This is a genomic window from Archaeoglobus fulgidus DSM 4304 (assembly GCF_000008665.1).
GTDB classification, from domain to species: Archaea; Halobacteriota; Archaeoglobi; order Archaeoglobales; family Archaeoglobaceae; genus Archaeoglobus; species Archaeoglobus fulgidus.
The window spans coordinates 2,153,147-2,178,400 of record NC_000917.1 but is presented as its reverse complement, the minus strand read 5'-3'; the positions used below and the strand labels follow the sequence as shown (position 1 = coordinate 2,178,400).

Below are 25,254 nucleotides of genomic sequence, written 5' to 3'. Positions count from 1 at the left end.
CTGAATACATTTTTGCTTTAAAATCTTTTCCTCAAGCTTTACCACTCAAATAATAACCAACTCAACCCAATCTCAAAAACAACCAAATATAAAACATAATTCTACCCAATTAAAACTCAAGATAAATTACTGTGACAACCCCTTATAGCTTTTTCCAACACATTCAAACACTCAAAGAACCGAATTTTCCAAATCCAGACTATTTCCGCAGGAATCGCAATTGTTATATATGATAACAAACGAATATTTTAATCATGGTTGTTGAGGGAGAGCTATTTGTAAGGGGAACGGAGGTGAGCTACTACTTCGTTTGCAAAACAAAGCTGTGGCTTTTCTCCCGCAACATTGCCATGGAGCATGAGAGCGACTCTGTTAAGCTGGGAAAGCTTGTTCACAGGCAGCATTTCAGCAGAGACGACAAGGAGGTTCGGATTGGCAGGGTGGCTCTGGACATCGTGAGGCGGGGGGAGGAGCTGGAGGTTGTTGAGGTCAAGAAGTCAGACAGGATGGAGAAGGCCGACTATTATCAGCTTGCCTACTACCTTTACTACCTCTCAAAGCACGGTGTTAGGGCGAGGGGGAGGATAAGCTATCCGAAGAGCAGGAAAAATGTAAGTGTGGAGCTGGACGAGAATTTACTGGTGAAGTTGAAAAGCATTCTTGAAGAGATTAAGGCAATCAAGAGCTCATCAATGCCAAAGCCTGAGAAGAAGAGCTACTGCACGAAGTGCGCCTACTACGAGCTGTGCTTTTCGTGATCGGGCCATGAGAAAGAAAAATTACTACCTCGTGTCTGATGGGAAGCTGAGAAGGCACGAGAACACCATTTACTTTGAGAATGAGGATGGCAAAAGGCCAATTCCTATCAACTCAATCTACGCAATCTACGCTCTTGGCTCTTTGAGCATAACTTCCAAAGCAATAAGCCTTCTTGCAAAGGAAGGAGTTTGCATCCACTTCTTCAACCGTTACGGCTACTATATCGGCTCATTCTATCCGAGGGAGAGCCTCGTTTCGGGTGAGGTTGTTTTGAGGCAGGCTGAGCATCACCTTGACAGCGAGAAGAGGCTGCACCTTGCCAGAGCTTTTGTGGAGGGAGCTATTCTCAATATGGCAAGGGTTCTGAAGAAGGCGGAGCAGGATGACTCAGACGTCATCGCATCTCTGCAGCATCTGAGCTCTGCTAAAAGCATTGTTGAGCTTATGGGGGCAGAGGCTGCTGCGAGAAACGCCTACTACACTAAATTCGATGAAATACTCAAAAATTTTGAGTTCGGGAAGAGGAGCAGAATGCCTCCTGAAAATGAAGTGAATGCGATGATCAGCTTTGGAAATTCCCTGCTTTACTCGGCCGTTCTTTCTGAAATTTACCACACCCAGCTAAATCCGGCAATAAGCTACCTCCACGAGCCGTCTGAGAGAAGATTCAGTCTCGCCCTCGACATTGCCGAGCTTTTCAAGCCCGTAATTGTTGACAGGCTGATTTTCTACTTGGTGAACAACGGGATTGTTACTGAATCAGACTTCGACAGCAGGCTCGGCGGGATTTTGCTCAGCGAGGAGGGGAAAAAGAAGTTCGTCAGGCACTTCAACGAGAGGCTTGAGAAGACCGTCAAGCACAGAAAGCTAAACAGGAAAGTGTCTTACCAGCGCCTTATAAGGCTCGAATGCTACAAGCTTGTCAAGCACTTTACGGCCGTTGAGAAATACTCACCGTTCGTTATGTGGTGGTGATTGTGTACGTCATAGTTGCCTACGACGTGAACGTTGAGAGGGTGAACAGGGTCAAGAAGTTTTTGAGGCGCTATTTGAATTGGGTTCAGAACTCCCTTTTCGAGGGGGAGCTCAGCTCCGCTGATCTTGAAGAGGTTAAAATGGGTCTGAGGGAGATAATAAACGAGGATGAAGATATGGTGGTCATCTATCGCTTCAGAAGCGCTGATGCCTTCAAAAGGGAAGTTATGGGGATAGAGAAAGGGCTCGGCGGTGAGGAAGTGATTTAGGTCCGCTAAAACGATGATTGAAGCTCTGAAAGATAATAAGGAAAAATAATAAATAGAATTGAGACAAGGGAATAAAGTTGAGGCGGGAGAGATATCTGGAAAAAATTGAGTATATTGTGGAGGCTTTGAGCGAGATACCCGAGAGAGTTAAGACTCCGATTGAGGTAAGCGGCGTTTTTTACAATCTCCTGACCTCCATCGAGTCAGCCATGGACATATCCGCAATGCTCGTCAAAGACCTCGGTGGGAGGGTGGAGGATGATTACTCGAATGTGGAAATGCTGAAAGAGCTTGGCATAATCGATGAAGAGCTTGCAGAAGGTCTGAAAAAGTGCAACGGACTAAGGAACTGGCTGGTGCATAGATACAACAGAGTGGACAAGGAACTCGTTCTCAGCTCTGTGGAAGAGGTCAAAGCTCTCCTGCTGAAGTTTATTCAGAGGGTGGAGGATGTCCTCGAAAAAATTGAGCCTTGAGCAGATAAGGAAAGACCTCAGGGAGTTTTCCAGATACGAGGCCGTCATTTACGGCTCCTATGTCACTGGAGAGTATAGGGAGGGCTCGGATATTGATGTGGCAGTTATAACGAGGGTCAAGGACAGGAAGAGAAATTTTGAGATTCAGAAAGAGCTATGGAAGGCTAAGCCGATTTACGATGTTCGTGTTTTCGAGCTTTTGCCCTTGAAGGTGAAAGCATCCGTTATGGAGAACTACATCGTTTTGTTCGGTGACGAGCTTGAAATATCTGAGTACTTCTACCACTGGAGAAAGATGTGGGAGGATGTGAGGCACAGGATAAGCTACCACAGTAGCTACAGAGAGAAGATGGAGGCGATTGAGAGGAGGAAGAGGTTGCTGGAGATTTTGAAAGATGGGGGCTCAGTTTTTCCGTAAAATTTAAAACGTTATTTCACGTCATAAGCCTTCTTCACGACTTCCACCACGAATTTTGTATGATTTCAGAGCTTCTTCGGCGGTGTAGTCTTCGAGCGGTATAAAAACCTCCGCACCATAAAACTCTTTTTTATTACATCTGGCCTCGGTGGGAAAAGTTAAATTTTGCCCCTGAGGTCAGGCAATATGGCGCTGATTCCGAAAGAGGTTTTCTTCGTTTCAGGAGTTGGCAGGCACGAGGATGAGCTGGTCAGCTTCGAGCTGGCTCTGAGGGATGCTGGAATAGAGCGGTTCAACCTCGTTCCAGTGAGCAGCATCGTTCCGCCAGGCTGCAGAGTCGTGAGCAAAGAAGAGGGGCTGAGGAAGCTGAGTCCCGGTCAGATAGTCTTCTGCGTGATGGCAAGATATGCGAGCAACGTCGAGGGAAGGGAGATTTTTGCCAGCGTCGGGGCAGCGTTTCCCGAGGATAAGGATATGAATGGGTATATAGCTGAGCACAGCGGAGAGTGGTATGAGGGGGCCGAGCAGCACGCCAAAAGGCTTGCCGAGGAGATGCTCAAGACACAGGGAAGCAAGGTGGCGAGAACTTTTGCCATCACTGCAAGGGGGAAAGTTAAGGAGTTCACCACCGCCGTTGCAGCGGCGGTATTCGTGATTTAAGCCAGTAGCCTTTTTACCAGCTCCTCAACTCTTCTCCATATCTCACTCCTGACCTCCCTGTACTCCTCAGCGCTCGAGGGCTTCTTAACGTCCCAGAACTCCCCGACACCGAGCTCGTCGAACTCAACAATGGCGTCAAAGTCCGACACCATGTCTTCACTGAACTTTCTCGGCTTTCCGTTGATTTTGAGTCCGAGCTCCCTCATCGTTGCTACCGCTCTCAAATCCAGGTCTTGAGCCGGCTCGATTCCAGCGCTAACTGCGAGCATGTTGTTGGGGGAGATGTGGTTGAATATCGCCTCCGCAATTTTCGTCCTGCAGTCGTTGCTTCTCGAGAGGAACAGGACCTTCTTGGGTTTTGCTATTCTTTGGTAAACGCTGATGGACTCGGGCGTTTCGGGATTGATTGTGTACCTGCCAATCTCAACCTCTCCGTAGTCAACGAACCTCAGCTTCAGAGTTAGTGTGTTGTCCTTGATTTCTATAACGTTGTAATTGTGGTCCGGCATGCCGAGCACCTTGAAGGAGCCGAGAGTGCCTGCATGGATTACGTGCGTTCTCATGAGCCTAAGCGAGTATGGCATGTGCCTATGGCCGGCAAGCACGGCACTGATGCCGTTTGCAATTAAAAGCTCAACCATCTCTCCCGCATCAATCAGGACGTTTCTCTCCCTCCCGGTTTTGGGAATTGGGGCGATGTGGTGGTGGAGAGCGAGAATGTTGAATCTGTCCTTCCTAATTTTGCTGACAATCCAGTCCCTCTGCTCCTTCCCGATATATCCGTCATCCAAGTCGGGTTGCGTGCTGTCAGCGGCTATCAGCGATACAACATCATTCTTCCAGTATTTTTTGGTTTCCCCGAAGTAGAGCTGGAAAAACTCGTATCCAATGTTTCTCGCATCGTGGTTTCCGGGAACAGCTATGTAGTCGGGCTTAAGGTCGAGCAGCGTTTCGTAAGCGTCCCTCATCTCTGAATGGATGCCCCAGCATGAGAGGTCCCCGGTGATTACGAGGAGATCAGGCTCAATCTCGTTTATCTGTCTCACCGCTTTCTCGACCTTCTCCCTTATCAGCTCTTCACCAAAGTGAAGGTCGGAAATATGTACGATTCTCATGTTGGTAATTTGGTTTCTGGATTTTAAGGTTTTGACTTTAAAAATAAATGTCAGGTTTTTCGAAACAGCTTCAGCGTCTCCTCGACGCACTTGATTTGAGCCTCCTTTGCCGACTTCAGGTTTTCCAGCAGGCTCTCTGTCCAGCTCCTCTCAATGACCTCTTTCGCGAAAGTGAAGACGTGTGGAGGGACTGAGAGCATCTTCTGGGTGTACTCCTCAATGCCCTTTTCTAGGTCCTCGTAAATCTCGTTCACAAGTCCCAGAACCTTTCCCTCCTCCGCTGTAAGGTTCTTCCTCGTGAACACCATCTCCCTCGCCACACCGTCACCGACAAGCCTCGGAAGGAGCGAGAGGGCACCCATGTCCGGAATAATCCCGTAATCCGGCTCCCTCACGCTGAAAACTGTTCCCGGTGTGGCTATGCGTATGTCGGCAGCGAGGGCAAGCTGCAATCCCCCTCCAATCGCGTACCTCTGCACCGCAGCTATCACAGGCATCTTGAGCGTTCTTATGCTGTAAATCAAGTCCTGAACGAAGTCGATTGCCTCCGGAAGGTTCTCCGTCCCCTCCTGGGTCAAAGCGAAGAGGAGACTCCTGTCCAAACCGGCGCAGAAGGTGTCGCCCTCTCCACTCAAAACCGCAACCTTTGCCTCCGACTCTGAAACTTCCTTTACAGCATCCCTGAGCTGCGTCAGAAGTTCTAGGTCGAGCGCGTTCTTCTTTTCTGGCCTGTTCAACCTGATTCTCGCCACTTCTCCGATTTCCAGCTTGACTTTGCTCATGAGCAGGGTAGAATGGGGAGGTATAAACCTTTACCGCTTGAAGAACTTCTCCACGAACCTTCTCTCTTTCCTGAGAATTTCGACCTTCTTGCTGAAATCAAGGTTGCCTATTCCGAGGTCGTCAAGCTCCACGGTCAAAGGACCGTCGTATCCGAGCTCTGCGAGCTCTTTCAGCGCATCTCCAACCTCCTTTCCCCTGCTCGGCTGAACGTGTCTCATTTTTTCGTCATAGTAGCTCACGTGAACGTTGCATATTCTGCCGAACAGCTCTAAAAACTCCTCAACTCCTCCGTTCAGCAAGGCGTGTTTGATGTCGAGAGTAACCATTACGTCGTACTCCTCCGCAAACTTCCTCACCTCATCCGCCGTTTTGCAGAGGTTGTTGATGCTGTTCTCCGAGTTCTCAAGTCCAACTGTAACTCCCTTGATCTTCGCGTATCTGCTTGATATCCTCAAATATCTGCTCAATGACAGGTAATCCGCCCAGACGGGCTCTCTCGCCGCACTTCTTCTGCCAGCATGCACCGTTACTGGCTTAGCCTTAATTTTTGCCGCCAGAGCGATCGAGTAGAGCGTTTCCCTAAGCGTGAGATTGCAGATATCTGGATTGACCGAAACTGGATTGAGGTCTAAGACGGGCACGTGAATGGCGTTGTCGAAATCCCTGAGGCATTCGAGCTTTTCCATCGCCCTGTCAACCCAGAAGTACGGCGTTTCTGGCCAGAACTCCACACCGTCATAGCCTGCAAGATTTACGGCCTTGGCTATCATGTCTGTCGAGTACTCGTAAAGAAACATTGTGGAAAAAAGCAGCCTCATCAAACCACCCTTCTCCTTCTGTAGTCCTCGACGAGCTTTTCGAGAAAGTCTATCTTCCTCCTCTTCGTTTCTTCCAGCTTCTCGGCGTAAACTCTCTCGAATTCTTCGGCGTTAACCACTGCGATGTCATCACCCATCATTATTTCCACCTCATCAATCGAAATTCTCGGAATGTTGTACTTCTCAAAAGTCTCTGCTGCGAGGTGGGACATTTCGCTGCCGTAGATTATCGCTCTAACCTTCTTCTCGCACAGCATCTCCGCCAGGGACGCGCTCCCACCGCTGGAATCAACGATTAAGATTATGTCGCCCTCCGAAATTCCCATCTCCCTCTCCGCCCTCTCGATTTCCTCCTTGGTGAACTTCCTCAAAACCTTTACCTCCTTCCATCCCTGGAACTCGAGCATCTTCATTTTTCTGAGCAAAGCGATTCTCTCCTTCAGCTGTTCAATCTCCTCATCCTTTTCTTTCAGCTTCTTTCTTAAATCGAAGATTTCTCTCTCAAGATTCTGCACGTAGGTGTCCTTCCTTATCTTCTCGTGCTCCTCTCTCGAAATAGAAGCTACCCTTGCCCTCAGCTTCTCTATCTCGTCCTTCATCTCCTTTATCTTCCTTGAGAGTATCCTGTTCTCCTCCTTCAGCCTCTCTATAACTCTGTCTCTCTTCAGTATTTCCTCCCTGCTTACTGTCTCAGCCTGAACCTTCTCCTCTCTGCTCTCTTCTCTGGTTACCGAAAGCACCTCCTTCAAAGGAGTTCCCCTGATAATTTCCGCCTTAATCCTGTCCGAGTCTATCCCGGCCGGAAGGCGCTTTTCGACGTTTATCAGCTTGCTCTTGTAGCTGTTGAACGCATCAATCGCCGCCGCCAAAGCGTCCCTCTCGTGGTCGTTGGATGTGGAGTACTTGGACGTCAGGATTCTCTTCTTTTCCACACTCATGTCCTCCTTAGGTGTGTAGAGGACGGCATTGAATGAGGCCCTTATTTTCGATACGAATTCTGGAGGTGAGCTCTTGTCTGTAGAGACCACAACCGGCTTCCCGAGCGAGGAGATGAACTCGATAACCTCCGCAGGGCTCCAGCCCTTTCTGCTCTTCATGTCCACAAGCTCCCCCCTCAAATCCAGCGCCGCAATGGCAGTGGTTGCACCGGGGTCGATTCCAACTATGAGGTATCTGAGCGTCCTTCTGAGGGGGATGAACTCGATCTTCTCCTTTTCAACAGCCTCCACCGCCACCTGCACGTCTCTTGTTTTAAAGGAGTTTATCGGAACCCTGTCTCTCGGCGCGCTAACAAGTATAACCCCCCTTGAAATCCCTCCGTATCCCTTCCTTACCTCCTCCACAAATTCGAACCCCGCCTCAACAATCCTGTCCCTGATTTCCTTGTAAACTTCCCTTACAGCGTTGTGTATCTTCCTCCCGTACTTCTTCTGCCTCCAGCCCCCCTTTCCGAGGCTTCTGTTCCTCGAAACCGTTATCTTAGTTTTGTCGGTGAAAACCGATATCTCGCTCCCCATGCCGAAGCTCGCAAGGTAGGCGCAGGCTCTGGCCTCATCAACGGGATTTCTTATGTTTATGTTCAGCCCGAACCTCTTAGACAGGCTCGGAAGCGAGTTCTCCCTGTCGGTAACCTGAACGAGCTTCGTTTTGGAGGGAGCGTTTTTAAGGAAAAATATCAGGTCTTTTTTATCTTTAAAGACCTCGTATATGTTATCGACGGCTATAATATCCGGCTTCTCCTTTTTAACCATCCTGAAGAGCTTGCTCCTTGAGACGATTTTCTCAAACTCGTTCCCGTTTTCCAGAACAACAACTGCGTATTTCGGCTTTATCTTCCCGTGGACGGAACCGCCCACTATATCGACTCCAAACACCACACTCATTCTTGCAGAATTCTATCGATTGCAGAATTAATATCCTTTTCCGTGCGATACGTTCTGCTGAAGTAGGTAATTATGTTCCTTACGTCCCTCTCAAGAATTTCTCTCCACCCTTCCTCCCCTACCTCGACACTCTGGGGGAAGTCAATAATCCATATTCCCTCCTCGCTGACGAGGACGTTGTACTGGCTCAGGTCTCCGTGAACAATCCCTCTGTGGTAAAATTTTGCAACCTCTTCGAGAATCATGTCCAGAACCTCATCCGGATTCTCGACTCTTACTCTATAAAGCTCTTTGGCGTCAATTAGCTCCATGAGAACCGCATTTCCCTCCCAGGCGTACACCTTTGGCACCGCAAGCCCCTGAAGCTTCTGCAAAGCCCTGAACTCGTTTCTTGCAGACCTTATTGCCAGAACGGAGAAGTGCAGGTCTCCGTAGTCCCTCTTCTCCTTGACCTTCTTGAAGCTCGTGTGTCCAACCTTGTGGAACTTGACCACGCACTCACCGAACTTCTCAGAGTAGCAGTTGAAAACCGCGCTCTCCTTTCCCTCGCCCATCAGCTTTCCGATCGCATCAACCTTTCCGCTCCTGACGAGGCGGTGGAGGGAGTAAAGGCTCAGACCGATGAAGGTGAAGGTGGAGCCCTCGTAATCCTTCTGCCTGTTCTGAACAACTCTCAAGTCTGAAAGATATTTGAGGATGTTTCTCGCCTTTTCCTCCCCTATGCGTGCATGGGAGGAGATGAGTTGAAGGGGGACGTATTCGTAATCCCACAGGTTTTTGAAAATGGCATCCATTATTCTCCACGAGTGCTTGCCCATTTTCCCGTAAAGCTCGGCAATGTTCACGGAGCTATTTCAGCAATCTGCTATTTGACGTTTCCCATAGCTCTAACCCTCCTACCATTCTTCCAAAACACACATATATTGGTGTGTGCCAAATTGTGGTATGACTGAAATCTCAACCATCTGCTCCAGAATCGTAAAGGCTGTTTGCGACGTTTATGTTGGCGATAAAAACCTCGTTGAAAAGATGCTCGCCGCAGCTTTGACGAACGGCAACATTCTTTTCGAAGACTATCCCGGCCTGGGTAAAACCCTCCTTGCAAAGGTTTTTGCGAGGGTTATCGGGGCGGACTACAGGAGAGTTCAGTTCACTCCCGATCTGCTTCCTTCTGACATAATTGGTGTCAAAATCTGGCGAGGCGATAGGTTTGAGTTTGTGAAAGGACCGATATTCACCAACGTTTTGCTGGCCGACGAGATAAACCGCAGCCCTCCCAAAACTCAGGCGGCTCTGCTTGAAGCAATGGAGGAAAAGCAGATCACAGTGGAGGGCGAGACTTTCTCGCTCAGCATGCCCTTCTTCGTCCTCGCAACGCAAAATCCGATAGAGCAGGAGGGCACATACCCTCTGCCAGAGGCGCAGATGGACAGGTTCATGCTCCGAATGAGGCCCGGCTACCCCGAGAGCATCGAGGAGGAGATGGAGATACTCAGAAGAAGAATATCGTGGAGAAAAGATGACCCTACAGAAGACGTCGAGCCGGTTGTGAGCCTTGAGACCTTCAGGAGGATTCAGGATGCCGTAGAGGCTGTGTATGTGGATAAATCCATTTTGAAGTACATTTCCGAGCTCGTTAGGGCAACGAGAGAGCACGAGCTTGTTGAGCTCGGCTCGAGTCCGAGAGGTGGGTTGGCGCTGCTGAAGCTTGCAAGGGCGCTGGCGGTGATGGACGGCAGGGATTTCGTCATTCCCGATGACGTCAAGAGGGTGGCGGTGGAGGCATTGGCCCACAGAGTAATTCTCAAGTTCGAGTACGCTGTTGAGGGGCTCAGGGCTGAAGAGGTGGTTGAGGAGATACTCAACAGCGTGAGGGTTCCCAAGTATGAAGCTCAGGAGAGTTAGCAGGTCTCTGCTCCTCACATCCCTCTTTCTGGTGGAGCTTGCAGTTATCATTAACTCTGCAGAATTGCTGAAGCTGGCCGTTTTGCCGGTTCTCCTGCTCGTGTTTCCCAACATTCCCTTTAAGGTTGAACTCAGCACTGCTAGCTTTGAGGGAGGGGAGAGGGTTGGAGAAGTTCTTGAAGTCAGCATCGAGCTTGCAGTTAAAGGATTTGGCGTAATAAAGACCATGCACTCGCTTCCCGACACATTCGAGCTTGTCGAGGGAAGCAACGCAAAGGGGAAATTCATAGTGGGCATGGGTACAATCAGGCTGAGCTACCGATGCGTGCCTCTGAAAAGGGGGCTCTACGACCTTGGAAAGGTGTTTTTCGAGGCCGAGAACATCTTTGCCACGAGGAGGGTTAGGGGGAAGATTGAGTTTGACGCTGAGAGGGAGGTTAAGAGCAGAGTTTACAGGGTAAGGAAAGTTGAGCAGAGAAGAGGTGTTGCGAGGAGGCCTGCGCCTGAAATAGACGTTTCCAGGGTTGGAGTTCCGGGAACGGATTTCAGGGAAATCAGGAAGTACGCGTTTGGCGACCCTGTGAAGTTCATAAACTGGAAGGCTACGGCAAAGCTCGGAGAGCTGATGGTCAACGAGTTCGAGAGAGAAGGGAAAAAGGCTGTTTGGATATTTCTTGACGCCAACTCCTACATGCTGCACGGAGATTTGAGGAGGAACTGCTTTGAAACAGCCGTTGAAGTTGCAGCCTCCCTTTCCTACTACTTTGCTGCGAGAGGGCACAGGGTGGGATTCTACGCTGTAGGGCATGAACTGCTGATTTATCCCGAATCGGGTAGGAGGCAGTTCAGCAAGATTTTCTCCACGCTCGTCAAGCTCGACGTTTCTGAGAGGGAGGAAAGCTTGCTGTCAGCCGTGGAAAAGGCGAGGAAGTACATCGAGTCCGTGAAACCGGCTTCCATATTCATCACGAGGGTCGAGCTGAGCAATCCCATGAGGGCGGTGATGAAAGCAATGGGGAGGAAAAATCTCCCGGTCTCGGTTATAGCCATTACTTTCAGAGGGTATAGCGGAATAGGAGGTGTTGTTGAGGATGCTGTGAGGGAGAGCACGCTCAGAAGGCTGAGAGCAGCGGGGGTTGCGGTAACAGAAGTTGAAGCGGGGAAAGCTGCGGAAACCGTTCTGGCAGGTGTTGCAAGATGATAACGCTCCTGAACCTCCTGTTGGCGGAAATTGCAGGATTTATAACATACCAGCACTTCACAGCCTCACCCCTCCGCTACTTCATTCCCTATCCGGCTGAGCTTCTGCTGTTCGCCATACCCCTTGTAGGGCTTGCCGTGAGAAGGCCGTTCAGCTTTTACTACTATTCTGTGCTCATTTTCTTCAACATCTCCCCAATTTTGGCTCGCTCGGAGACGTTTGAGGGCATCATAGACACCCTTAACGCAATTGATGCTCTTTACAACACGGGCACTTCGGCCATAGCAGAGAGCCTGAAGGTGGCGTTTATCGGCCATTCAACGAGCGTTGATGGGCTCTTAGCAGTAACGTGGCTCTACATCCTTGCAGAGGTCTTTCAGGGGAACTGGGAGTCGATAAAAGGCGCTAAGACGGGAGGGGTGGAGATTGAGAGAGCCTATCTTGTTTACCTGCCGGCTTTCTTTTTCGCTCTCCTCGTTTACTTTCTTTACCCCTTCCTGATGAGCGAAATCGACTTCGGGCTTGAAAGAATTGTCGCTGCAGTTTTAGGCATAGCTGCCTTCTTTGCCGGAGTGTACCTGCTTTCCAGAGGTGTTGAGGAAGAAGATATAAATTCGGGAGGGTAATATCTACCATGAAGCTGGAGAAGGTTGAGATTCTGAATCCCGACCTGAAGTACCAGATTGTCGTTGGACAGGCGAACTTCTCCGTTTTTACGGTGGATGACCTCTTCAGAGCTTTGCTCACAGCGGTGCCGGGAATAAAGGTTGCGGTGGCGATGAACGAGGCTGCACCAAAGCTTGTTAGAGTGACGGGGAATGATGAGGAGCTGAAGAAAATTGCGGCAGAGAACGCTCTGAGGATTGCTGCAAGCCACGTTTTTGTTGTTGTCACTTCCAACGCCTTCCCGATAAACATTCTCAACACAATAAAGCTGCATCCTGCAGTCTGCAACGTCTTCGTTGCCTCGGCCAACCCCATAGAGATAATAGTTGCCGAAACTGAGCTTGGAAGGGCTGTTCTTGGGGCTGTTGACGGCGCTGCTGTGACAAGAATCGAGAATGAGGAGGAGAAGAGGCAGAGAAGAGAGCTTTGCGAGAAGCTGGGTTACAGGCTTGATTAGCTTTTGGTCAATCAGGCCAAACGCCAAATTTTTTAATCCCATTTATTAGCCACTTTCCATGAGCGATTTCAGGATAATTGAGGAGAAGTGGCAGAAGGCGTGGGAGAAGGACAGAATTTTTGAGTCCGATCCTAATGAGAAGGAGAAGTTTTTTCTCACAATTCCCTATCCTTACCTTAATGGAAATCTTCACGCAGGTCACACGAGAACCTTCACAATTGGCGATGCCTTCGCCAGATACATGAGAATGAAGGGCTACAACGTTCTCTTTCCCCTCGGCTTTCATGTTACGGGCACCCCAATCATTGGCCTTGCGGAGCTCATAGCCAAGAGGGACGAGAGGACGATAGAGGTTTACACCAAATACCATGACGTTCCGCTGGAGGACTTGCTTCAGCTCACAACTCCAGAGAAAATCGTTGAGTACTTCTCAAGGGAGGCGCTGCAGGCTTTGAAGAGCATAGGCTACTCCATTGACTGGAGGAGGGTTTTCACCACAACCGATGAAGAGTATCAGAGATTCATCGAGTGGCAGTACTGGAAGCTCAAGGAGCTTGGCCTGATTGTGAAGGGCACCCACCCCGTCAGATACTGCCCCCACGACCAGAATCCTGTTGAAGACCACGACCTTCTCGCTGGGGAGGAGGCAACTATTGTTGAATTTACCGTTATAAAGTTCAGGCTTGAAGATGGAGACCTCATTTTCCCCTGTGCAACTCTCCGTCCCGAAACCGTGTTTGGCGTCACGAACATCTGGGTAAAGCCGACAACCTACGTAATTGCCGAGGTGGATGGGGAAAAGTGGTTTGTGAGCAAAGAGGCTTACGAGAAGCTCACCTACACGGAGAAAAAAGTCAGGCTGCTGGAGGAGGTTGATGCGTCGCAGTTCTTCGGCAAGTACGTCATAGTCCCGCTGGTAAACAGAAAAGTGCCAATTCTGCCTGCAGAGTTTGTTGACACCGACAACGCAACAGGAGTTGTGATGAGCGTTCCCGCACACGCTCCTTTTGACCTGGCTGCCATTGAGGACTTGAAGAGAGACGAGGAAACGCTGGCGAAGTACGGAATTGACAAAAGCGTTGTAGAGAGCATAAAGCCAATAGTTCTGATTAAGACGGACATTGAAGGTGTTCCTGCTGAGAAGCTAATAAGAGAGCTTGGAGTGAAGAGCCAGAAGGACAAGGAGCTGCTGGATAAGGCAACCAAGACCCTCTACAAGAAGGAGTACCACACGGGAATCATGCTGGACAACACGATGAACTATGCTGGAATGAAAGTTTCTGAGGCGAAGGAGAGAGTTCATGAGGATTTGGTTAAGCTTGGCTTGGGGGATGTTTTCTACGAGTTCAGCGAGAAGCCCGTAATCTGCAGGTGCGGAACGAAGTGCGTTGTTAAGGTTGTTAGGGACCAGTGGTTCCTGAACTACTCCAACAGAGAGTGGAAGGAGAAGGTTCTGAATCACCTTGAAAAGATGCGAATCATCCCCGACTACTACAAGGAGGAGTTCAGGAACAAGATTGAGTGGCTCAGGGACAAGGCTTGTGCCAGAAGGAAGGGGCTTGGAACGAGAATTCCGTGGGATAAGGAGTGGCTCATCGAGAGCCTTTCAGACTCAACAATCTACATGGCCTACTACATCCTTGCCAAGTACATCAACGCAGGATTGCTCAAGGCCGAGAACATGACTCCCGAGTTCCTCGACTACGTGCTGCTGGGCAAAGGTGAGGTTGGGAAAGTTGCGGAAGCTTCAAAACTCAGCGTGGAGTTAATCCAGCAGATCAGGGACGACTTCGAGTACTGGTATCCCGTTGACCTAAGAAGCAGTGGCAAGGACTTGGTTGCAAACCACCTGCTCTTCTACCTCTTCCACCACGTCGCCATTTTCCCGCCAGATAAGTGGCCGAGGGCAATTGCCGTAAACGGATACGTCAGCCTTGAGGGCAAGAAGATGAGCAAGAGCAAAGGGCCCTTGCTAACGATGAAGAGGGCGGTGCAGCAGTATGGTGCGGATGTGACGAGGCTCTACATCCTCCACGCTGCAGAGTACGACAGCGATGCGGACTGGAAGAGCAGAGAGGTTGAAGGGCTTGCAAACCACCTCAGGAGGTTCTACAACCTCGTGAAGGAGAACTACCTGAAAGAGGTGGGAGAGCTAACAACCCTCGACCGCTGGCTTGTGAGCAGGATGCAGAGGGCAATAAAGGAAGTGAGGGAGGCTATGGACAACCTGCAGACGAGGAGGGCCGTGAATGCCGCCTTCTTCGAGCTCATGAACGACGTGAGATGGTATCTGAGGAGAGGAGGTGAGAACCTCGCTATAATACTGGACGACTGGATCAAGCTCCTCGCCCCCTTTGCTCCGCACATTTGCGAGGAGCTGTGGCACTTGAAGCATGACAGCTACGTCAGCCTCGAAAGCTACCCAGAATACGACGAAACCAGGGTTGACGAGGAGGCGGAGAGAATTGAGGAATACCTCCGAAACCTTGTTGAGGACATTCAGGAAATCAAGAAGTTTGTTAGCGATGCGAAGGAGGTTTACATTGCTCCCGCCGAAGACTGGAAGGTTAAGGCAGCAAAGGTCGTTGCTGAAAGCGGGGATGTTGGGGAGGCGATGAAGCAGCTTATGCAGGACGAGGAGCTTAGGAAGCTCGGCAAAGAAGTGTCAAATTTCGTCAAGAAGATTTTCAAAGACAGAAAGAAGCTGATGCTAGTTAAGGAGTGGGAAGTTCTGCAGCAGAACCTGAAATTTATTGAGAATGAGACCGGACTGAAGGTTATTCTTGATACTCAGAGAGTTCCTGAGGAGAAGAGGAGGCAGGCAGTTCCGGGCAAGCCCGCGATTTATGTTGCTTAATCAAAAAGTTTTTTATTTTTGAATTTCCCTAATTGTGATAATGGATATTAACAAACTCCCCGATCCTACAATCATTGTTAATCAAGATAATAGGATAATTAAGCTTAATGATAGAGCAAAAGAGCTTGGACTTGATGTTGGAATGCTGTTTGAGATTTCCTATGAAGTTGAAGTTGGCGGGGAGATTTACAGCGTTAGTTTTACCGATTTGGGTGAAGAAAAGGTCATCGTTTTGAGGAAGGTCGCAGAGAGCGACTTTTACAGAACGCTTTTTGAGCTTAGCCCTGATGCAATCATCATCCACGACGGGCAAAAAATCCTCTTCGCCAACAAGCGAGCAGCTGAGGTCGCTGGAATTCCGCTTGAAAGGCTGATAGGGATGCCGGTTTTCAATTTTATACACCCCGAATATGTTAACTTCGTTGCTGAGAGAATGAAGAAAATGTTTCAGGAAAAAAAGCCAGTTCCTCCGGCAATTGAAAAGTTCATTTTGCCGGATGGGAGAGAGGTCTTCGTCGAGGTCAGTGCAAGCTACATCACATACAAAGGCAGACCGGCCATACTTCTTGTAATAAGAAACGTAACGGAAAAGCTGGAGATGGAGAAAAGGTACAGGGAGTTTTTCGAGAATACTCTTGACATGATAATTGTAACCGACCTCAAAGGAAACTTTGTAGAGGTGAACAGGGAGTTCGAGAGGATTAGCGGTTACAGGAAGGAGGAGGTAATCGGAAAAAATTTCAGGGAGTTCTTTTCTGAAGACGAGGCCGAAAATGTTTTCAGGATGTACAACAAGGCTTTTAAGGAAAAAAGGCCTCTGTACGGGCTTGAATTCAGATTCAAAACTAAATACGGTGTTGAAAAGGTTGTTGAGGGAAACGTTCGGCCACTTGTCAAGAACGGGAAGGTTACGGGCTTTCTTGCCAACTTTAAGGACGTCACCGAGAGGAAGAGACTTGAGGAAGAACTGTTAAGAACAAACAAGCTGCTGAGAACTATCAACGCTATAAACGAAGTTATTGTGAGGGTAAAAAGCCTGGACGAGCTTTTGACAACCGTAATCAGGGAAGTGTCATCGTACTGCACCTTTGCGTGGATTGCCCTCATCGACAAAGAAGAGGAAAGAATCGTGAAGAGCTTCGGAATGGAGAGCTTTGATGAGAAGCTTTTGAATGGAGTGTGTGTTGCCGAAGCGCTGAAGAACCAGAGGACGGTCATAAAGCTGGCAGGAGAGCACCCCAAAAACTGCGTTAACTGGGCTGAACACGAAAAGCTAAACGCCTACATCTTTCCCCTGACGCACCGCAACAGAGTTCTTGGGATTCTGGCTATATACTCGGATTTCAGGATTTCAGAGGAGGAGATAAGACTCCTGCAGACACTGGCAGATGATGTGGCCTTTGCCATCGACGCGATAAGGCTCGAAAGGGCGAGGCAGGAGTCTCTAAGGCAGATAGAAAAGAACATCGAGCAATTTGCCATACTTGTCGATAAAATAAGGAATCCACTGGCCGTTATAACAGGATTTGCCGACCTTTTCGGCAACATGGAAAAGGATAAAATCCTTGAACAGGTCAGGAAAATTGAAGAGATAATTGAGCAGCTTGAAGCTGGATGGTTGGAATCAGAGGATGTTAGAAGGCTTTTAAGGGGGTTTAGAGATGAAGAAGATACTGCTGGTTGAAGATGAGCCGGACTTGCTGGAGATTTTTGGACATATGCTCTCAGATTACGAGGTGATCAAGGCGAGCGACGGGAATGAGGCTATTGAGCTTTTCAAAGAGCACAAACCGGATATCGTGCTCATGGACGTTGAGCTGCCCGGTATAGACGGTGTGGAGGCTACGAGAAGAATTCTTGAGTACAATCCCGCTGCAAAGGTCATTGCCATCACGGCCTTTGCAAGCAGGAGAGGGAAAGAGATGCTCGAGGCAGGAGCTGTGGAGGTGCTTAAAAAGCCCTTCAGAATGCATGAGCTACTCGAAACTATCAAGAAGTACCTATGATTTTTGTTGACTCCAGAGAGCCGGAAAGAATTGTTGAGAAGCTGAAATCTCTTGGGCTTGATGTTTATGTTAAACGTTTGGAGGTTGGAGATTACCTAATAAAGCACTCGATATATGAGGTTCCCGTTGAAAGAAAGGACGTTAACGACTTCATCAGCTCAATAATCGACGGCAGGCTTTTTCGTCAGTGCCACCTCCTTTCTTCAAGGTATCCCCTTTCGATTTTGGCGGTTATAGGAGACATCGACGAGGCAGTTGAGGAGAGGGGAATCAGCAGGAGTGCAGTAATAGGTGCGATGGTGAGCATGGCAATCAAAAACGCTCAGGGACAGGTTGTGCCGCTGGTATTCAAAAACGAGGACGACTTCTGCCTGGCTTTGAAGTCTATTGACTCCAGAGTCTCCCAAGGCGACCTGAAAATACTGCCGAGGCTGAAGAGCCATGAAAATCCAAAGATAGCGATGCTCACAGCCATTCCCGGAATTGGAGAGAAGAAGGCGGAAAAGCTTCTCGACTACTTCGGAAGCATCCAGAGAATAGCAAACGCCAGCATAGCGGAGCTTAAAAGAGTTGATGGAATTGGGGAGAAAAAAGCGAGGGAAATCTACAGGTTCTTCCGCTAGTCTGCCGGAACGAACTTGGTTCCGTAGTGGATTATCCCCTCCTCGCCGTCCTCGCCATATCTCCTGAAAGCCCTTCTAACCCTCATGCCAATTTCAACTTCATCCGGCTCGCAGGAAAGCTGCGAAAGTATCCTCGCACCGTTTTCCAGCTCAATGAGCGCCACCACGTAGGGCTCTTTCTCCCTCACAACGGTGTAGCTGACAACTTTCCCTTCATCGGGGAAAAGCACTTCAACGAGCTTTCCCCTCCTCCTGCACGTCGGACAGAAGTTTCTCGGCGGGTAGTGGTAGCTTCCACAGTTCTCGCAGTAGCTCCCCCTAACATCGTAGCGATAGCGTATCTTCCTCCACGACCTCGGAACCATTCTCTCACCTCCTGAGAATTGACACAACTGCTGTGGCTCCAGTGCCTCCAATATTCAACGCTAATCCAGTTTCGGCATCAACTTGCCTCTCTCCCGCCTCGCCGCGAAGCTGCAGAGTCAGTTCAACAATCTGCCTCACTCCCGTCGCCCCTACTGCATGACCGCAAGCCTTGAGCCCTCCGGACGGGTTTACAGGTATCTTTCCCCCAATCTCCGTCACGCCCTCCCTCACGAGCTCCGCTCCCTTCCCCTTTTCCGCAAACCCCAAGTCCTCGTAAGCAAGGATTTCCGCAATTGTGAAGGAATCATGCACCTCCGCAACCTGAATGTCCTTTGGTCCAACACCCGCAAGCTCGTAAGCATCTCTCGAAGCTTTAACCACAGCTCTCATTGACAGAATGTCCTTTCTGCTCTGCAGAGCGAGATAATCGCTCGCCTGCGTGCATGCCTCGATGAAAACCGGAGTGTCGGTGATTTCTCTCGCAACGTCCTCGCTGGCGAGAATTACAGCAGCAGCACCATCACTCACCGATGCGCAGTCAAGAAGCTTGAGGGGCTCGGCAACGTAGGGGGAGTTGAGGACGTCCTCAACTCTTATCTCCTTCCTGAACTGCGCCTTCGGGTTCTTAGCACCGTTCCTGTGGTTTTTGACGCTGACCAGTGCAAGGTCCTCCTCTGTCGTGCCGAAGCTATCCATGTGCAGCCTCGCAATTATAGCGTAGAGAGCCGGAAGGCTCCCACCAACGAAGTTCTCCCACTCAACATCCACAGAGGATGACAGAATCTGCATGGGGTCGTCAACATCGGTGACCTTCTCCGCCCCGGCGGCAATCACAATATCGTGCAAGCCCGAGGCAACGGCCATGTAAGCCTGCCTCACCGCCAAGCCACCGCTCGCATCTGCGGCCTCAACTCTCGTTGCGGGAATGCCGAACTCGGCCAAGCCAGCATAGTCTGCGATGAGTGCTGCAACGTGCTCCTGGCCGAGGTACCTCCCGCCGCTCATGTTGCCCACGAACATTGCCTCTATCTCTCTTCCCTCAAGGTCGGCATCCTCCAGAGCCTCTCTTCCGGCCTCAAGGACTATATCCCTGAATCCCTTCTCCCAGAGCTCTCCGAACTTGCTCTGGCCGACACCAACAACTGCAACTCGCCTCATGCCTTTATCTTCCTCCTGTGCTTCAGATATATTGCATAATCCACATACGCCTTCCTCTCAATCTTCTCCCAAACCTTCGGCTCCCTCGGATAATTTTCAATCGCATCGGTGACCCTTATGGCAAAGGCATCACTTCCAGCTCCTGAGCCGAAGAAACCAGCAGTATCCTCTCATCAGGCTCTGCAACGTCAAGCGTTGCCGCGAGGCCGAGCAGAGAGGAGCCGGAGTAGGTGTTTCCAATGGCCTTCACCACCAAACCCTGGCTGATGTGCTCCATGCTGAAGCCGAGCATTTTGGCAGCCCTCACGGGAAACTTTGCGTTGGGCATGTGGAAAACTGCGTAGTCGAAGTCCTCCACTTTGTAACCATACTTCTCCATCAATCCCTTCGCCGCCGAGATGACGTGCCTGAAATAGGCAGGCAGGCCTGTGAACCTCCCTCCATGACTCGGATAGGGCTGCAGGTCTCTCCTCCAGAAGTCGGGAGTATCGGAGGTGAAGGAGTAAGTGGCCTCAACCTCTGCAATTGGATTTTCTCCGATGATGAAGGCTGCACCACCTGCAGCGGCTGCGTACTCAAGAGCGTCTCCCGGCCTTGCCTGGCTGGTGTCAGCACCAATGGCAAGGCCATACTTAATCATCCCCGCCTTAACCATCGAGTAGCAGATTTGCATTCCTGCTGTACCAGCCTTGCATGCAAACTCCAAATCCGCAGCAAAGTAATCATTCCCTACACCAAGCGCCTCTCCCACAATCGTTGCCGTTGGCTTGACTGCATAGGGGTGACTCTCGGAACCGACGAAGACCGCACCAATTTCCTCGGGGTTGATCCCTGCCCTTCTGATGGCTTCTCTCGCCGCCTCCACAGCAATTGTGGCAGCATCTTCATCCATTCCCGGAACCGATTTCTCGTGAACACCCAATCCGTCCTTTATCTTTTTGGCATCCTCTCCCCAAACTCTCGCAATCTCCTCAACCCTTATCCTGAACTTCGGAACGTAGCTGCCGTACGAAACGATACCTATCATGCAAACTTCCTCCTCAACCTTTTAACGATCTCTCCTATCGCAATCTCGGTAACGACGAGAGGGATTCTCTCAATCTCGGCTATCTTCTTCGCCATCTCATCAACCCTCTCAGCCTCTAACCCGTGAAGCACAACCGCAGATGGCTTGAGATTGGACACCCTAACAGCCACCATGGGCGACCTGCCTGTAGAGACCCTAGTGAATATCAGAGCCCTCTCGCTCGTAAGCCCGTAGAGGCGGTAGAAGTCGAAAGCGTTCAGAGACAGTATGGCGTTTATGCTGTCTATTACTGTATGACCGTGTATGGCTTTATCGAAGTGTGTGAGCATTTTTCCCTCGATAACCTCGCAGAATTCCGACGGTTCGGCTGTTTTCTGATACTCCGCAATGTCTAGAACGGCCTTGTGGTCGCTCTCAAGGAAGTAACGGTACTTGGAAAGAACCTGATACCCCCTCTCGCCGTCAAGCTCAATAAGCGCGCACACGAACTTTTTGAGAAACGCCGTGCCAGGTTTCCTTCTGCCCGACTCGTAGTCGCTAATCACCGAAGGAGAGATTCCAAGCTTTCTCGCTAGGTCGCTCTGCGAAGCGTTGAATATGCTCCTCCACTTTCTCAAAGCCTCCCCTGAGTTCTCGGAAAGGACAATGTCTCCGCATATTCTCTCTGCCACACTCCTGAACTCCACAATAATAAGTTAACCAACCATTTATAAAGTTAACGGATAGTCGAATACAAATTCGGCAATTGTTGAATTATCTTGAGGATTGCGGGATGTAGATGCAGCACGGCTCCTCGGCGAGGTAGTCTCCATGCACCGCATAGGCTCTCGCTCTGCTCCCCCCGCAGATTTTTCGGTACTCGCATCTGCCACACTTCCCCTTGAGCCTGTCGGGGTCTCTGAGGTTCACAAATATCTCCGAGCTGTAGTAGATTTCTTTAAGCGACGTGTTTCTTACATTTCCAGCAACGATTGGCAGAAAGCCGCTGGGATAAACCTCGCCGATGTGGCTTATGAAGAACATCCCCCTGCCGTCGGTTATGCCTATCGCCCTCCTTATTCCGTCGGTGCTGAGGCTTTTTCCATGCCCTCCTGCAACAACGATGCCCTCCCCTTCAGGAAAATCCTCAATTCGCTCAAGCAGCCTGTAGTAAAGCTCACCCACAGCAGGCATCTCTCCCCTGTCTCTCATGAGCTCGATTCTTCTGAGATGCGTTGCGGCAGAGCTCTTAACGTTCAGGCCTGTTTTTTTGCTCAAATCGTATAGCCAGCAGAGCACGTCCTCGAACTGCTGCGGAGTTGGCATCATCTCGGCCTTAGCCCTTCCTGTTGGCACGACAAAGAAGACGTCCCACATCACCGCTCCAAGCTCAAGGCAGAGCCTTGCGATGTTCGGCAAATCCTCGATGTTTTCCCTTGTCACTGTCGTGTTAATCTGGAATGGAAGTCCAGCTTTCTTTGCGTTCTCTATAGCCATCATGCTCATCCTGAACGTCCCCCTCACACCTCTGAAGGAGTCGTGCTTTTCCTCATCACTGCCGTCAATGCTCACTGCCACTCTTGCCACACCAGCCTCTTTAAGCTCCCTCAGCTTTTCCTCCGTTGCCTTTTCCGTGCCACTGAAGGCTATGGCAACCCTGAATCCCTTTTCAGCAGCGTGGGAGATAATCTCGGTAACATCATCCCTCATCAGCGGGTCTCCACCAGTGATGATGAGAAGGGGCTTTGGATTGAACTCTGATAGCTGGTCGATGACATTAAAGCATTCTTCGGTTGTAAGCTCATCAGGATGCCTTTTGCGAATGGCCTTGGCCCTGCAGTGCTTGCATGCGAGCATGCAGGCCCTTGTGAGCTCCCAGAAAACGATAAAAGGTGTGTCCATATTAGTCCCTTTCGAAGGCCTCCTTCACAAGCTTTATCGCACACAGGTCACCGCACATGCTGCAGGCCTCGCTCTCCGACTTCCTTCTGCTGTAAATCTCCCTCGCTTTCTCTGGATCAATGGAGAGCTCAAACTGCCTCTCCCAGTCCAGATTCTTTCTGGCGAGGGACATCTCGTAGTCCCTCTGCCTTGCCCTCTCCCTCTGTCCCTCTTTTATTAAATCAATGGCGTGAGCAGCAATCTTTGCCGCGATAACTCCCTCTCTGACATCCTCAACTGTAGGCAAAGCGAGGTGCTCTGAGGGAGTTACATAGCAGATGAAGTCCGCCCCTGCCATGCCTGCAATTGCCGCACCTATTGCTGCTGCAATGTGGTCGTAGCCTGCGGCGATGTCGGTGACGAGTGGACCGAGCAAATACAGAGGAGCGTTGTCCGTGACGCTCTTCATAGCTCTTACTGATGTTTCAATCTGGTCAAGCGGGACGTGGCCGGGGCCCTCAACCATGCACTGCACCCCTTTTTCTCTGCACTTCTCCACCAGCTCTCCGAGCATTATGAACTCCGTGTATTTTGCTCTATCACCAGCATCGTGGATGCATCCGGGGCGGTAAGCATCACCAAGGCTGATTGTCACATCGTACTCCTTGAGAATTTCAAGAAGGTAGTCGAAATCCTTGTAGTAGGGATTTTCCTTCTCGTTGTGCAGCATCCAGCCGATGGTTATCGCCCCTCCCCTGCTGACAACTCCCAGAAGCCTTTTTGACCTTCTCAGCCTCTCAACGCTCACCCAGTTCACGCCAGCATGAATTGTCATAAAATCAACACCATCCTTGGCATGCTTCTCCACAACCCTGAAAAAGTCGTCCTCGTCCATGTCCACAACTCTGTGGCAGTCTCTTGCTGCCTGATAAATGGGCACAGTGCCGAAGGGAACCTCAACGACCTCCATTATCCTCTTCCTAATCGCATCCAGATCCCCGCCTGACGATAAGTCCATAACAGCGTCTGCCCCCGCTTTCTGCGCGATGATGGCCTTCTCAACTTCCTCCTCAACGTTTATGTAGTCGGCAGAGGTTCCGACATTGGCGTTAACCTTTGTGGAGGTGAGCATCCCTATTGCCCTCGGCTGGACTTCTTCCCTCCTCACATTTTTTGGCAGGACTACGTAACCGTGAGAGATGAGCCTGATCAGCTTTTCAGCTTCAATTCCTTCATATTCTGCTGCCTTTTTAACGAAATCCGTCACAACTCCCTTCCTTGCATCTTCGATTAAAGTCATAGTTTAAAAAAAGGCGCAAAGGCAAAAAAACTTTGCCCGCTAAAAGTGACTCATGATTTCGTCTATCAGAGCGTAGGATGTCTTTATCTTGCTTACATCGCCAAAGTATGTCAGATTCCATATCACGATGTGGCTAACTCCCAGCTTCTCGTACTGCTCGAACTGCTGGACTATTTCCTCTGGCGTTCCAGCGATGTAGGCTATTCTCATTATCTCATCCGGAACCTGCTTTATGGCCTCCATTATCTGCTCCTTGGTGTACTTGGTGGGAATGTAGTCGAGCAGCCCGTAAAACTTGCCGAAGGGATGCTTGTAGCCGAGCATCTCGTAAAACTCGGAGGGCATTAGCAAAGCGTGAACCTTCAGGATGGGGGATTTTAAAAGCTTTTCAACCTCCTCCGGCTTTTCATCAACAATCAGACTAACAAAGATGGCCTTTGTTATCTCCTCCGGCTCCCTGCCAAACTCTTTGGCAAAGCTGTCGAGCTTCTCAGCCCTCTCCCTGTAAACCTCAGGGGGCAGCGTGGTTGGCAGCCATCCGTCGCCGTGCTTGGCTGTTAGCTTCAGCATTCTGTTGCCATGAGCCCCAAACCAGAAGGGTATTTCGCTGATTGGCTTGATGTCGAAGACCGCATCCTCAAGGCGGTAGAACTTGCCCTCGTAGTTTATAGGCTCCCCGTAATCGCTGTTCAGCATGAGCTTCATCACCTCAACGGCCTCCTCAAGCCTCGCAACGGGCTTGCTGAAGTCTATTCCGTAGGGGACGATGTTCTCAGCCTCTCCCGCACCAAGGCCGAGAATGAACCTGCCCTTGGTGGCGTGGTTGGCCGTTACGGCCTGCTGAAGCAGCACCGCTGGATGTCTCCTGAAAACCTCAGTGACAGATGTCCCGAACTTTATCTTCTCTGTTGCGGGAGCGGCGTAGCAGATTTCGCAGAAAGCATCGTAGAACATGTGGCATGACGGATAGCGCATCGCAAAGATAGTTTCCTTCCACAAATCGTGAGGATACCAGCCCATCAGGTGGTCAGCAACCCATATAGCATCGTAGCCCTTCTCCTCCATCCTCTTTGCTGTTTTCGGCACCTCCTCAATTGGCGGAAAGGTTGGCGCAACAGTCCCGAACTCCATACTGGCGAGAGGATTTCATACTATATGAACTTTTTTAAAAATTAACGATACATGGACATGTCGGGCTCATCACGCTTTCCGGAAATTCTCTGCATCGTCCAGATAACGTAAAGCTTGCAGCGGTGAACCTGCTTAATAGCATCCATGAAGAGGTTCTTGTTCAGCCCGTCGAAGTAAAGCTCCCTCGTGAACTGGAAGAGCTGAGGATCGTCAACATTCGGCAGAATCTGAAAGCCTGTGGGCAGGAAAAGCAGGTCAAAGCGCATTTTCCACAGCAGTTCGTTTCTTTTTTCGGCATTCAAGCTCATCAGGGAGCGGTAGTGCTCATCACTAAGCCTTATCCCCGATGCGACAACGACCATGTCATCCCTGTTCTTCGGGAAAACAACGTCGATGAACTGCCTTGAGTTCGGGGGAATCTCAGCCAGAAAGTGGTAGTCTGCATTCTCGTCTGCAACCTTGTCCTTGTAAATTCCCTCCTCAACCAGCCAGTCCCTGACCATTTTCGCAATCTCCTGTTTCATAACATTCACTAAGCTCC

The 25,254-nt window shown here is 50.1% G+C and carries 26 protein-coding genes and 1 pseudogene; 14 read left to right on the top strand and 13 right to left on the bottom strand.

The features are described from left to right. Nucleotides 1–254 precede the first annotated feature (254 nt). The 6 genes from cas4 to AF_RS12260 all read left to right on the top strand — a co-directional run bounded on the left by cas4 (nucleotide 255) and on the right by AF_RS12260 (nucleotide 3,557). Nucleotides 255–758 (top strand): CRISPR-associated protein Cas4, encoded by a 504-nt coding sequence (gene cas4 / locus AF_RS12285; protein ID WP_010879923.1) that lies wholly within the window; start codon nucleotides 255–257, stop codon nucleotides 756–758. A 7-nt stretch (nucleotides 759–765) separates the two neighbouring features. Further along, a complete protein-coding gene (gene cas1b, locus AF_RS12280) occupies nucleotides 766–1,734 on the top strand; it encodes a type I-B CRISPR-associated endonuclease Cas1b (protein WP_010879922.1) in 969 nt (322 codons plus the stop codon). A 2-nt stretch (nucleotides 1,735–1,736) separates the two neighbouring features. Further along, entirely contained in the window at nucleotides 1,737–2,003 is a 267-nt protein-coding gene (gene cas2 / locus AF_RS12275; RefSeq protein ID WP_048064580.1) for a CRISPR-associated endonuclease Cas2, read from the top strand. Between the two features lie 77 nt (nucleotides 2,004–2,080). Further along, on the top strand, nucleotides 2,081–2,479 hold the full coding sequence (locus tag AF_RS12270) for a type VII toxin-antitoxin system HepT family RNase toxin (protein ID WP_048064579.1): 399 nt from the start codon (nucleotides 2,081–2,083) through the stop codon (nucleotides 2,477–2,479). Then, nucleotides 2,454–2,897 carry a nucleotidyltransferase domain-containing protein gene (locus tag AF_RS12265; protein ID WP_010879919.1) on the top strand — a complete coding sequence of 148 codons (444 nt, stop codon included), beginning with the start codon at nucleotides 2,454–2,456 and terminating at the stop codon, nucleotides 2,895–2,897. The genes AF_RS12270 and AF_RS12265 overlap by 26 nt, the downstream gene beginning before the upstream one ends. Before the next feature lie 186 nt (nucleotides 2,898–3,083). Beyond that, nucleotides 3,084–3,557 (top strand): pyruvoyl-dependent arginine decarboxylase, encoded by a 474-nt coding sequence (locus AF_RS12260; protein ID WP_010879918.1) that lies wholly within the window; start codon nucleotides 3,084–3,086, stop codon nucleotides 3,555–3,557. On the opposite strand, the gene AF_RS12255 is transcribed toward AF_RS12260, so the two are convergent. Genes AF_RS12255 through rio2 form a run of 5 tightly spaced genes read right to left on the bottom strand, consistent with a single transcriptional unit; the run spans nucleotide 3,554 to nucleotide 9,001 of the window. Further along, on the bottom strand, nucleotides 3,554–4,672 hold the full coding sequence (locus AF_RS12255; protein ID WP_010879917.1) for a metallophosphoesterase: 1,119 nt from the start codon (nucleotides 4,670–4,672) through the stop codon (nucleotides 3,554–3,556). The genes AF_RS12260 and AF_RS12255 overlap by 4 nt on opposite strands. Nucleotides 4,673–4,722: 50 nt before the next feature. Further along, a complete protein-coding gene (locus AF_RS12250; protein ID WP_010879916.1) occupies nucleotides 4,723–5,454 on the bottom strand; it encodes an enoyl-CoA hydratase/isomerase family protein in 732 nt (243 codons plus the stop codon). A 30-nt stretch (nucleotides 5,455–5,484) separates the two neighbouring features. Next, entirely contained in the window at nucleotides 5,485–6,273 is a 789-nt protein-coding gene (locus AF_RS12245; protein WP_010879915.1) for a sugar phosphate isomerase/epimerase family protein, read from the bottom strand. Continuing rightward, the gene (locus AF_RS12240; protein WP_010879914.1) at nucleotides 6,273–8,156 is read right to left on the bottom strand and encodes a DUF460 domain-containing protein; all 1,884 of its coding nucleotides are present in this window, start codon (nucleotides 8,154–8,156) and stop codon (nucleotides 6,273–6,275) included. The genes AF_RS12245 and AF_RS12240 overlap by 1 nt, the downstream gene beginning before the upstream one ends. Then, nucleotides 8,153–9,001 (bottom strand): RIO-type serine/threonine-protein kinase Rio2, encoded by an 849-nt coding sequence (gene rio2, locus AF_RS12235; RefSeq protein ID WP_010879913.1) that lies wholly within the window; start codon nucleotides 8,999–9,001, stop codon nucleotides 8,153–8,155. The genes AF_RS12240 and rio2 overlap by 4 nt, the downstream gene beginning before the upstream one ends. 100 nt (nucleotides 9,002–9,101) lie before the next feature. On the opposite strand from rio2, the gene AF_RS12230 reads away from it, so the two are divergent. From AF_RS12230 to AF_RS12195, 8 genes are read left to right on the top strand one after another with little or no spacing between them, the layout of a single operon-like run. Further along, nucleotides 9,102–10,061, top strand: coding sequence for an AAA family ATPase (locus AF_RS12230; RefSeq protein ID WP_048064578.1), 960 nt, complete (start codon nucleotides 9,102–9,104; stop codon nucleotides 10,059–10,061). After that, on the top strand, nucleotides 10,042–11,262 hold the full coding sequence (locus AF_RS12500; RefSeq protein WP_010879911.1) for a DUF58 domain-containing protein: 1,221 nt from the start codon (nucleotides 10,042–10,044) through the stop codon (nucleotides 11,260–11,262). Before AF_RS12230 ends, AF_RS12500 begins: the two co-directional genes overlap by 20 nt. Then, nucleotides 11,259–11,888: a hypothetical protein gene (locus AF_RS12220; protein WP_010879910.1), complete on the top strand. Its 630-nt coding sequence runs from the start codon at nucleotides 11,259–11,261 to the stop codon at nucleotides 11,886–11,888. Before AF_RS12500 ends, AF_RS12220 begins: the two co-directional genes overlap by 4 nt. Before the next feature lie 8 nt (nucleotides 11,889–11,896). Beyond that, nucleotides 11,897–12,385: an adenosine-specific kinase gene (locus tag AF_RS12215; protein ID WP_010879909.1), complete on the top strand. Its 489-nt coding sequence runs from the start codon at nucleotides 11,897–11,899 to the stop codon at nucleotides 12,383–12,385. Nucleotides 12,386–12,443: 58 nt separating this feature from the next. Continuing rightward, nucleotides 12,444–15,242, top strand: a complete 2,799-nt coding sequence (gene leuS, locus AF_RS12210; RefSeq protein ID WP_010879908.1) for a leucine--tRNA ligase — start codon at nucleotides 12,444–12,446, stop codon at nucleotides 15,240–15,242. A 40-nt stretch (nucleotides 15,243–15,282) separates the two neighbouring features. Then, entirely contained in the window at nucleotides 15,283–16,926 is a 1,644-nt protein-coding gene (locus tag AF_RS12495; RefSeq protein ID WP_010879907.1) for a PAS domain S-box protein, read from the top strand. Further along, on the top strand, nucleotides 16,904–17,248 hold the full coding sequence (locus AF_RS12200) for a response regulator (protein ID WP_010879906.1): 345 nt from the start codon (nucleotides 16,904–16,906) through the stop codon (nucleotides 17,246–17,248). Before AF_RS12495 ends, AF_RS12200 begins: the two co-directional genes overlap by 23 nt. Then, nucleotides 17,245–17,871 carry an ERCC4 domain-containing protein gene (locus tag AF_RS12195; RefSeq protein WP_010879905.1) on the top strand — a complete coding sequence of 209 codons (627 nt, stop codon included), beginning with the start codon at nucleotides 17,245–17,247 and terminating at the stop codon, nucleotides 17,869–17,871. Before AF_RS12200 ends, AF_RS12195 begins: the two co-directional genes overlap by 4 nt. On the opposite strand, the gene AF_RS12190 is transcribed toward AF_RS12195, so the two are convergent. From AF_RS12190 to AF_RS12155, 8 genes and pseudogenes are all read right to left on the bottom strand, one after another. After that, nucleotides 17,868–18,236: a Zn-ribbon domain-containing OB-fold protein gene (locus tag AF_RS12190; RefSeq protein WP_010879904.1), complete on the bottom strand. Its 369-nt coding sequence runs from the start codon at nucleotides 18,234–18,236 to the stop codon at nucleotides 17,868–17,870. The genes AF_RS12195 and AF_RS12190 overlap by 4 nt on opposite strands. Nucleotides 18,237–18,240: 4 nt before the next feature. Then, on the bottom strand, nucleotides 18,241–19,395 hold the full coding sequence (locus AF_RS12185; protein ID WP_010879903.1) for a thiolase domain-containing protein: 1,155 nt from the start codon (nucleotides 19,393–19,395) through the stop codon (nucleotides 18,241–18,243). Then, nucleotides 19,392–20,422 (bottom strand): annotated as a pseudogene (locus AF_RS12180) (hydroxymethylglutaryl-CoA synthase). The gene AF_RS12185 and the pseudogene AF_RS12180 overlap by 4 nt, the downstream one beginning before the upstream one ends. Next, a complete protein-coding gene (locus AF_RS12175) occupies nucleotides 20,419–21,108 on the bottom strand; it encodes a helix-turn-helix domain-containing protein (protein ID WP_010879901.1) in 690 nt (229 codons plus the stop codon). The pseudogene AF_RS12180 and the gene AF_RS12175 overlap by 4 nt, the downstream one beginning before the upstream one ends. Before the next feature lie 67 nt (nucleotides 21,109–21,175). Then, nucleotides 21,176–22,303, bottom strand: a complete 1,128-nt coding sequence (locus tag AF_RS12170) for a TIGR04053 family radical SAM/SPASM domain-containing protein (protein ID WP_010879900.1) — start codon at nucleotides 22,301–22,303, stop codon at nucleotides 21,176–21,178. A gap of 1 nt (nucleotide 22,304) precedes the next feature. Then, a complete protein-coding gene (gene thiC, locus AF_RS12165; RefSeq protein WP_010879899.1) occupies nucleotides 22,305–23,582 on the bottom strand; it encodes a phosphomethylpyrimidine synthase in 1,278 nt (425 codons plus the stop codon). A 39-nt stretch (nucleotides 23,583–23,621) separates the two neighbouring features. Continuing rightward, entirely contained in the window at nucleotides 23,622–24,713 is a 1,092-nt protein-coding gene (locus tag AF_RS12160; RefSeq protein WP_010879898.1) for an LLM class flavin-dependent oxidoreductase, read from the bottom strand. Between the two features lie 41 nt (nucleotides 24,714–24,754). After that, entirely contained in the window at nucleotides 24,755–25,237 is a 483-nt protein-coding gene (locus AF_RS12155) for a DUF2299 domain-containing protein (RefSeq protein ID WP_052270501.1), read from the bottom strand. Nucleotides 25,238–25,254: the final 17 nt, after the last annotated feature.

Bases quoted from the DNA above. Each gene is read 5' to 3' on its own strand.
- AF_RS12200 (WP_010879906.1), top strand. From the start codon at position 16,904: ATGAAGAAGATACTGCTGGTTGAAGATGAGCCGGACTTGCTGGAGATT.
- thiC (WP_010879899.1), bottom strand. From the start codon at position 23,582: ATGACTTTAATCGAAGATGCAAGGAAGGGAGTTGTGACGGATTTCGTT.
- AF_RS12265 (WP_010879919.1), top strand. From the start codon at position 2,454: ATGTCCTCGAAAAAATTGAGCCTTGAGCAGATAAGGAAAGACCTCAGG.
- AF_RS12195 (WP_010879905.1), top strand. From the start codon at position 17,245: ATGATTTTTGTTGACTCCAGAGAGCCGGAAAGAATTGTTGAGAAGCTG.
- AF_RS12260 (WP_010879918.1), top strand. From the start codon at position 3,084: ATGGCGCTGATTCCGAAAGAGGTTTTCTTCGTTTCAGGAGTTGGCAGG.
- AF_RS12185 (WP_010879903.1), bottom strand. From the start codon at position 19,395: ATGAGGCGAGTTGCAGTTGTTGGTGTCGGCCAGAGCAAGTTCGGAGAG.
- AF_RS12495 (WP_010879907.1), top strand. From the start codon at position 15,283: ATGGATATTAACAAACTCCCCGATCCTACAATCATTGTTAATCAAGAT.
- AF_RS12250 (WP_010879916.1), bottom strand. From the start codon at position 5,454: ATGAGCAAAGTCAAGCTGGAAATCGGAGAAGTGGCGAGAATCAGGTTG.
- AF_RS12155 (WP_052270501.1), bottom strand. From the start codon at position 25,237: ATGAAACAGGAGATTGCGAAAATGGTCAGGGACTGGCTGGTTGAGGAG.
- AF_RS12255 (WP_010879917.1), bottom strand. From the start codon at position 4,672: ATGAGAATCGTACATATTTCCGACCTTCACTTTGGTGAAGAGCTGATA.
- AF_RS12190 (WP_010879904.1), bottom strand. From the start codon at position 18,236: ATGGTTCCGAGGTCGTGGAGGAAGATACGCTATCGCTACGATGTTAGG.
- AF_RS12240 (WP_010879914.1), bottom strand. From the start codon at position 8,156: ATGAGTGTGGTGTTTGGAGTCGATATAGTGGGCGGTTCCGTCCACGGG.
- AF_RS12160 (WP_010879898.1), bottom strand. From the start codon at position 24,713: ATGGAGTTCGGGACTGTTGCGCCAACCTTTCCGCCAATTGAGGAGGTG.
- leuS (WP_010879908.1), top strand. From the start codon at position 12,444: ATGAGCGATTTCAGGATAATTGAGGAGAAGTGGCAGAAGGCGTGGGAG.
- AF_RS12170 (WP_010879900.1), bottom strand. From the start codon at position 22,303: ATGGACACACCTTTTATCGTTTTCTGGGAGCTCACAAGGGCCTGCATG.
- cas4 (WP_010879923.1), top strand. From the start codon at position 255: ATGGTTGTTGAGGGAGAGCTATTTGTAAGGGGAACGGAGGTGAGCTAC.
- AF_RS12215 (WP_010879909.1), top strand. From the start codon at position 11,897: ATGAAGCTGGAGAAGGTTGAGATTCTGAATCCCGACCTGAAGTACCAG.
- AF_RS12500 (WP_010879911.1), top strand. From the start codon at position 10,042: ATGAAGCTCAGGAGAGTTAGCAGGTCTCTGCTCCTCACATCCCTCTTT.
- AF_RS12220 (WP_010879910.1), top strand. From the start codon at position 11,259: ATGATAACGCTCCTGAACCTCCTGTTGGCGGAAATTGCAGGATTTATA.
- AF_RS12230 (WP_048064578.1), top strand. From the start codon at position 9,102: ATGACTGAAATCTCAACCATCTGCTCCAGAATCGTAAAGGCTGTTTGC.
- cas1b (WP_010879922.1), top strand. From the start codon at position 766: ATGAGAAAGAAAAATTACTACCTCGTGTCTGATGGGAAGCTGAGAAGG.
- AF_RS12245 (WP_010879915.1), bottom strand. From the start codon at position 6,273: ATGAGGCTGCTTTTTTCCACAATGTTTCTTTACGAGTACTCGACAGAC.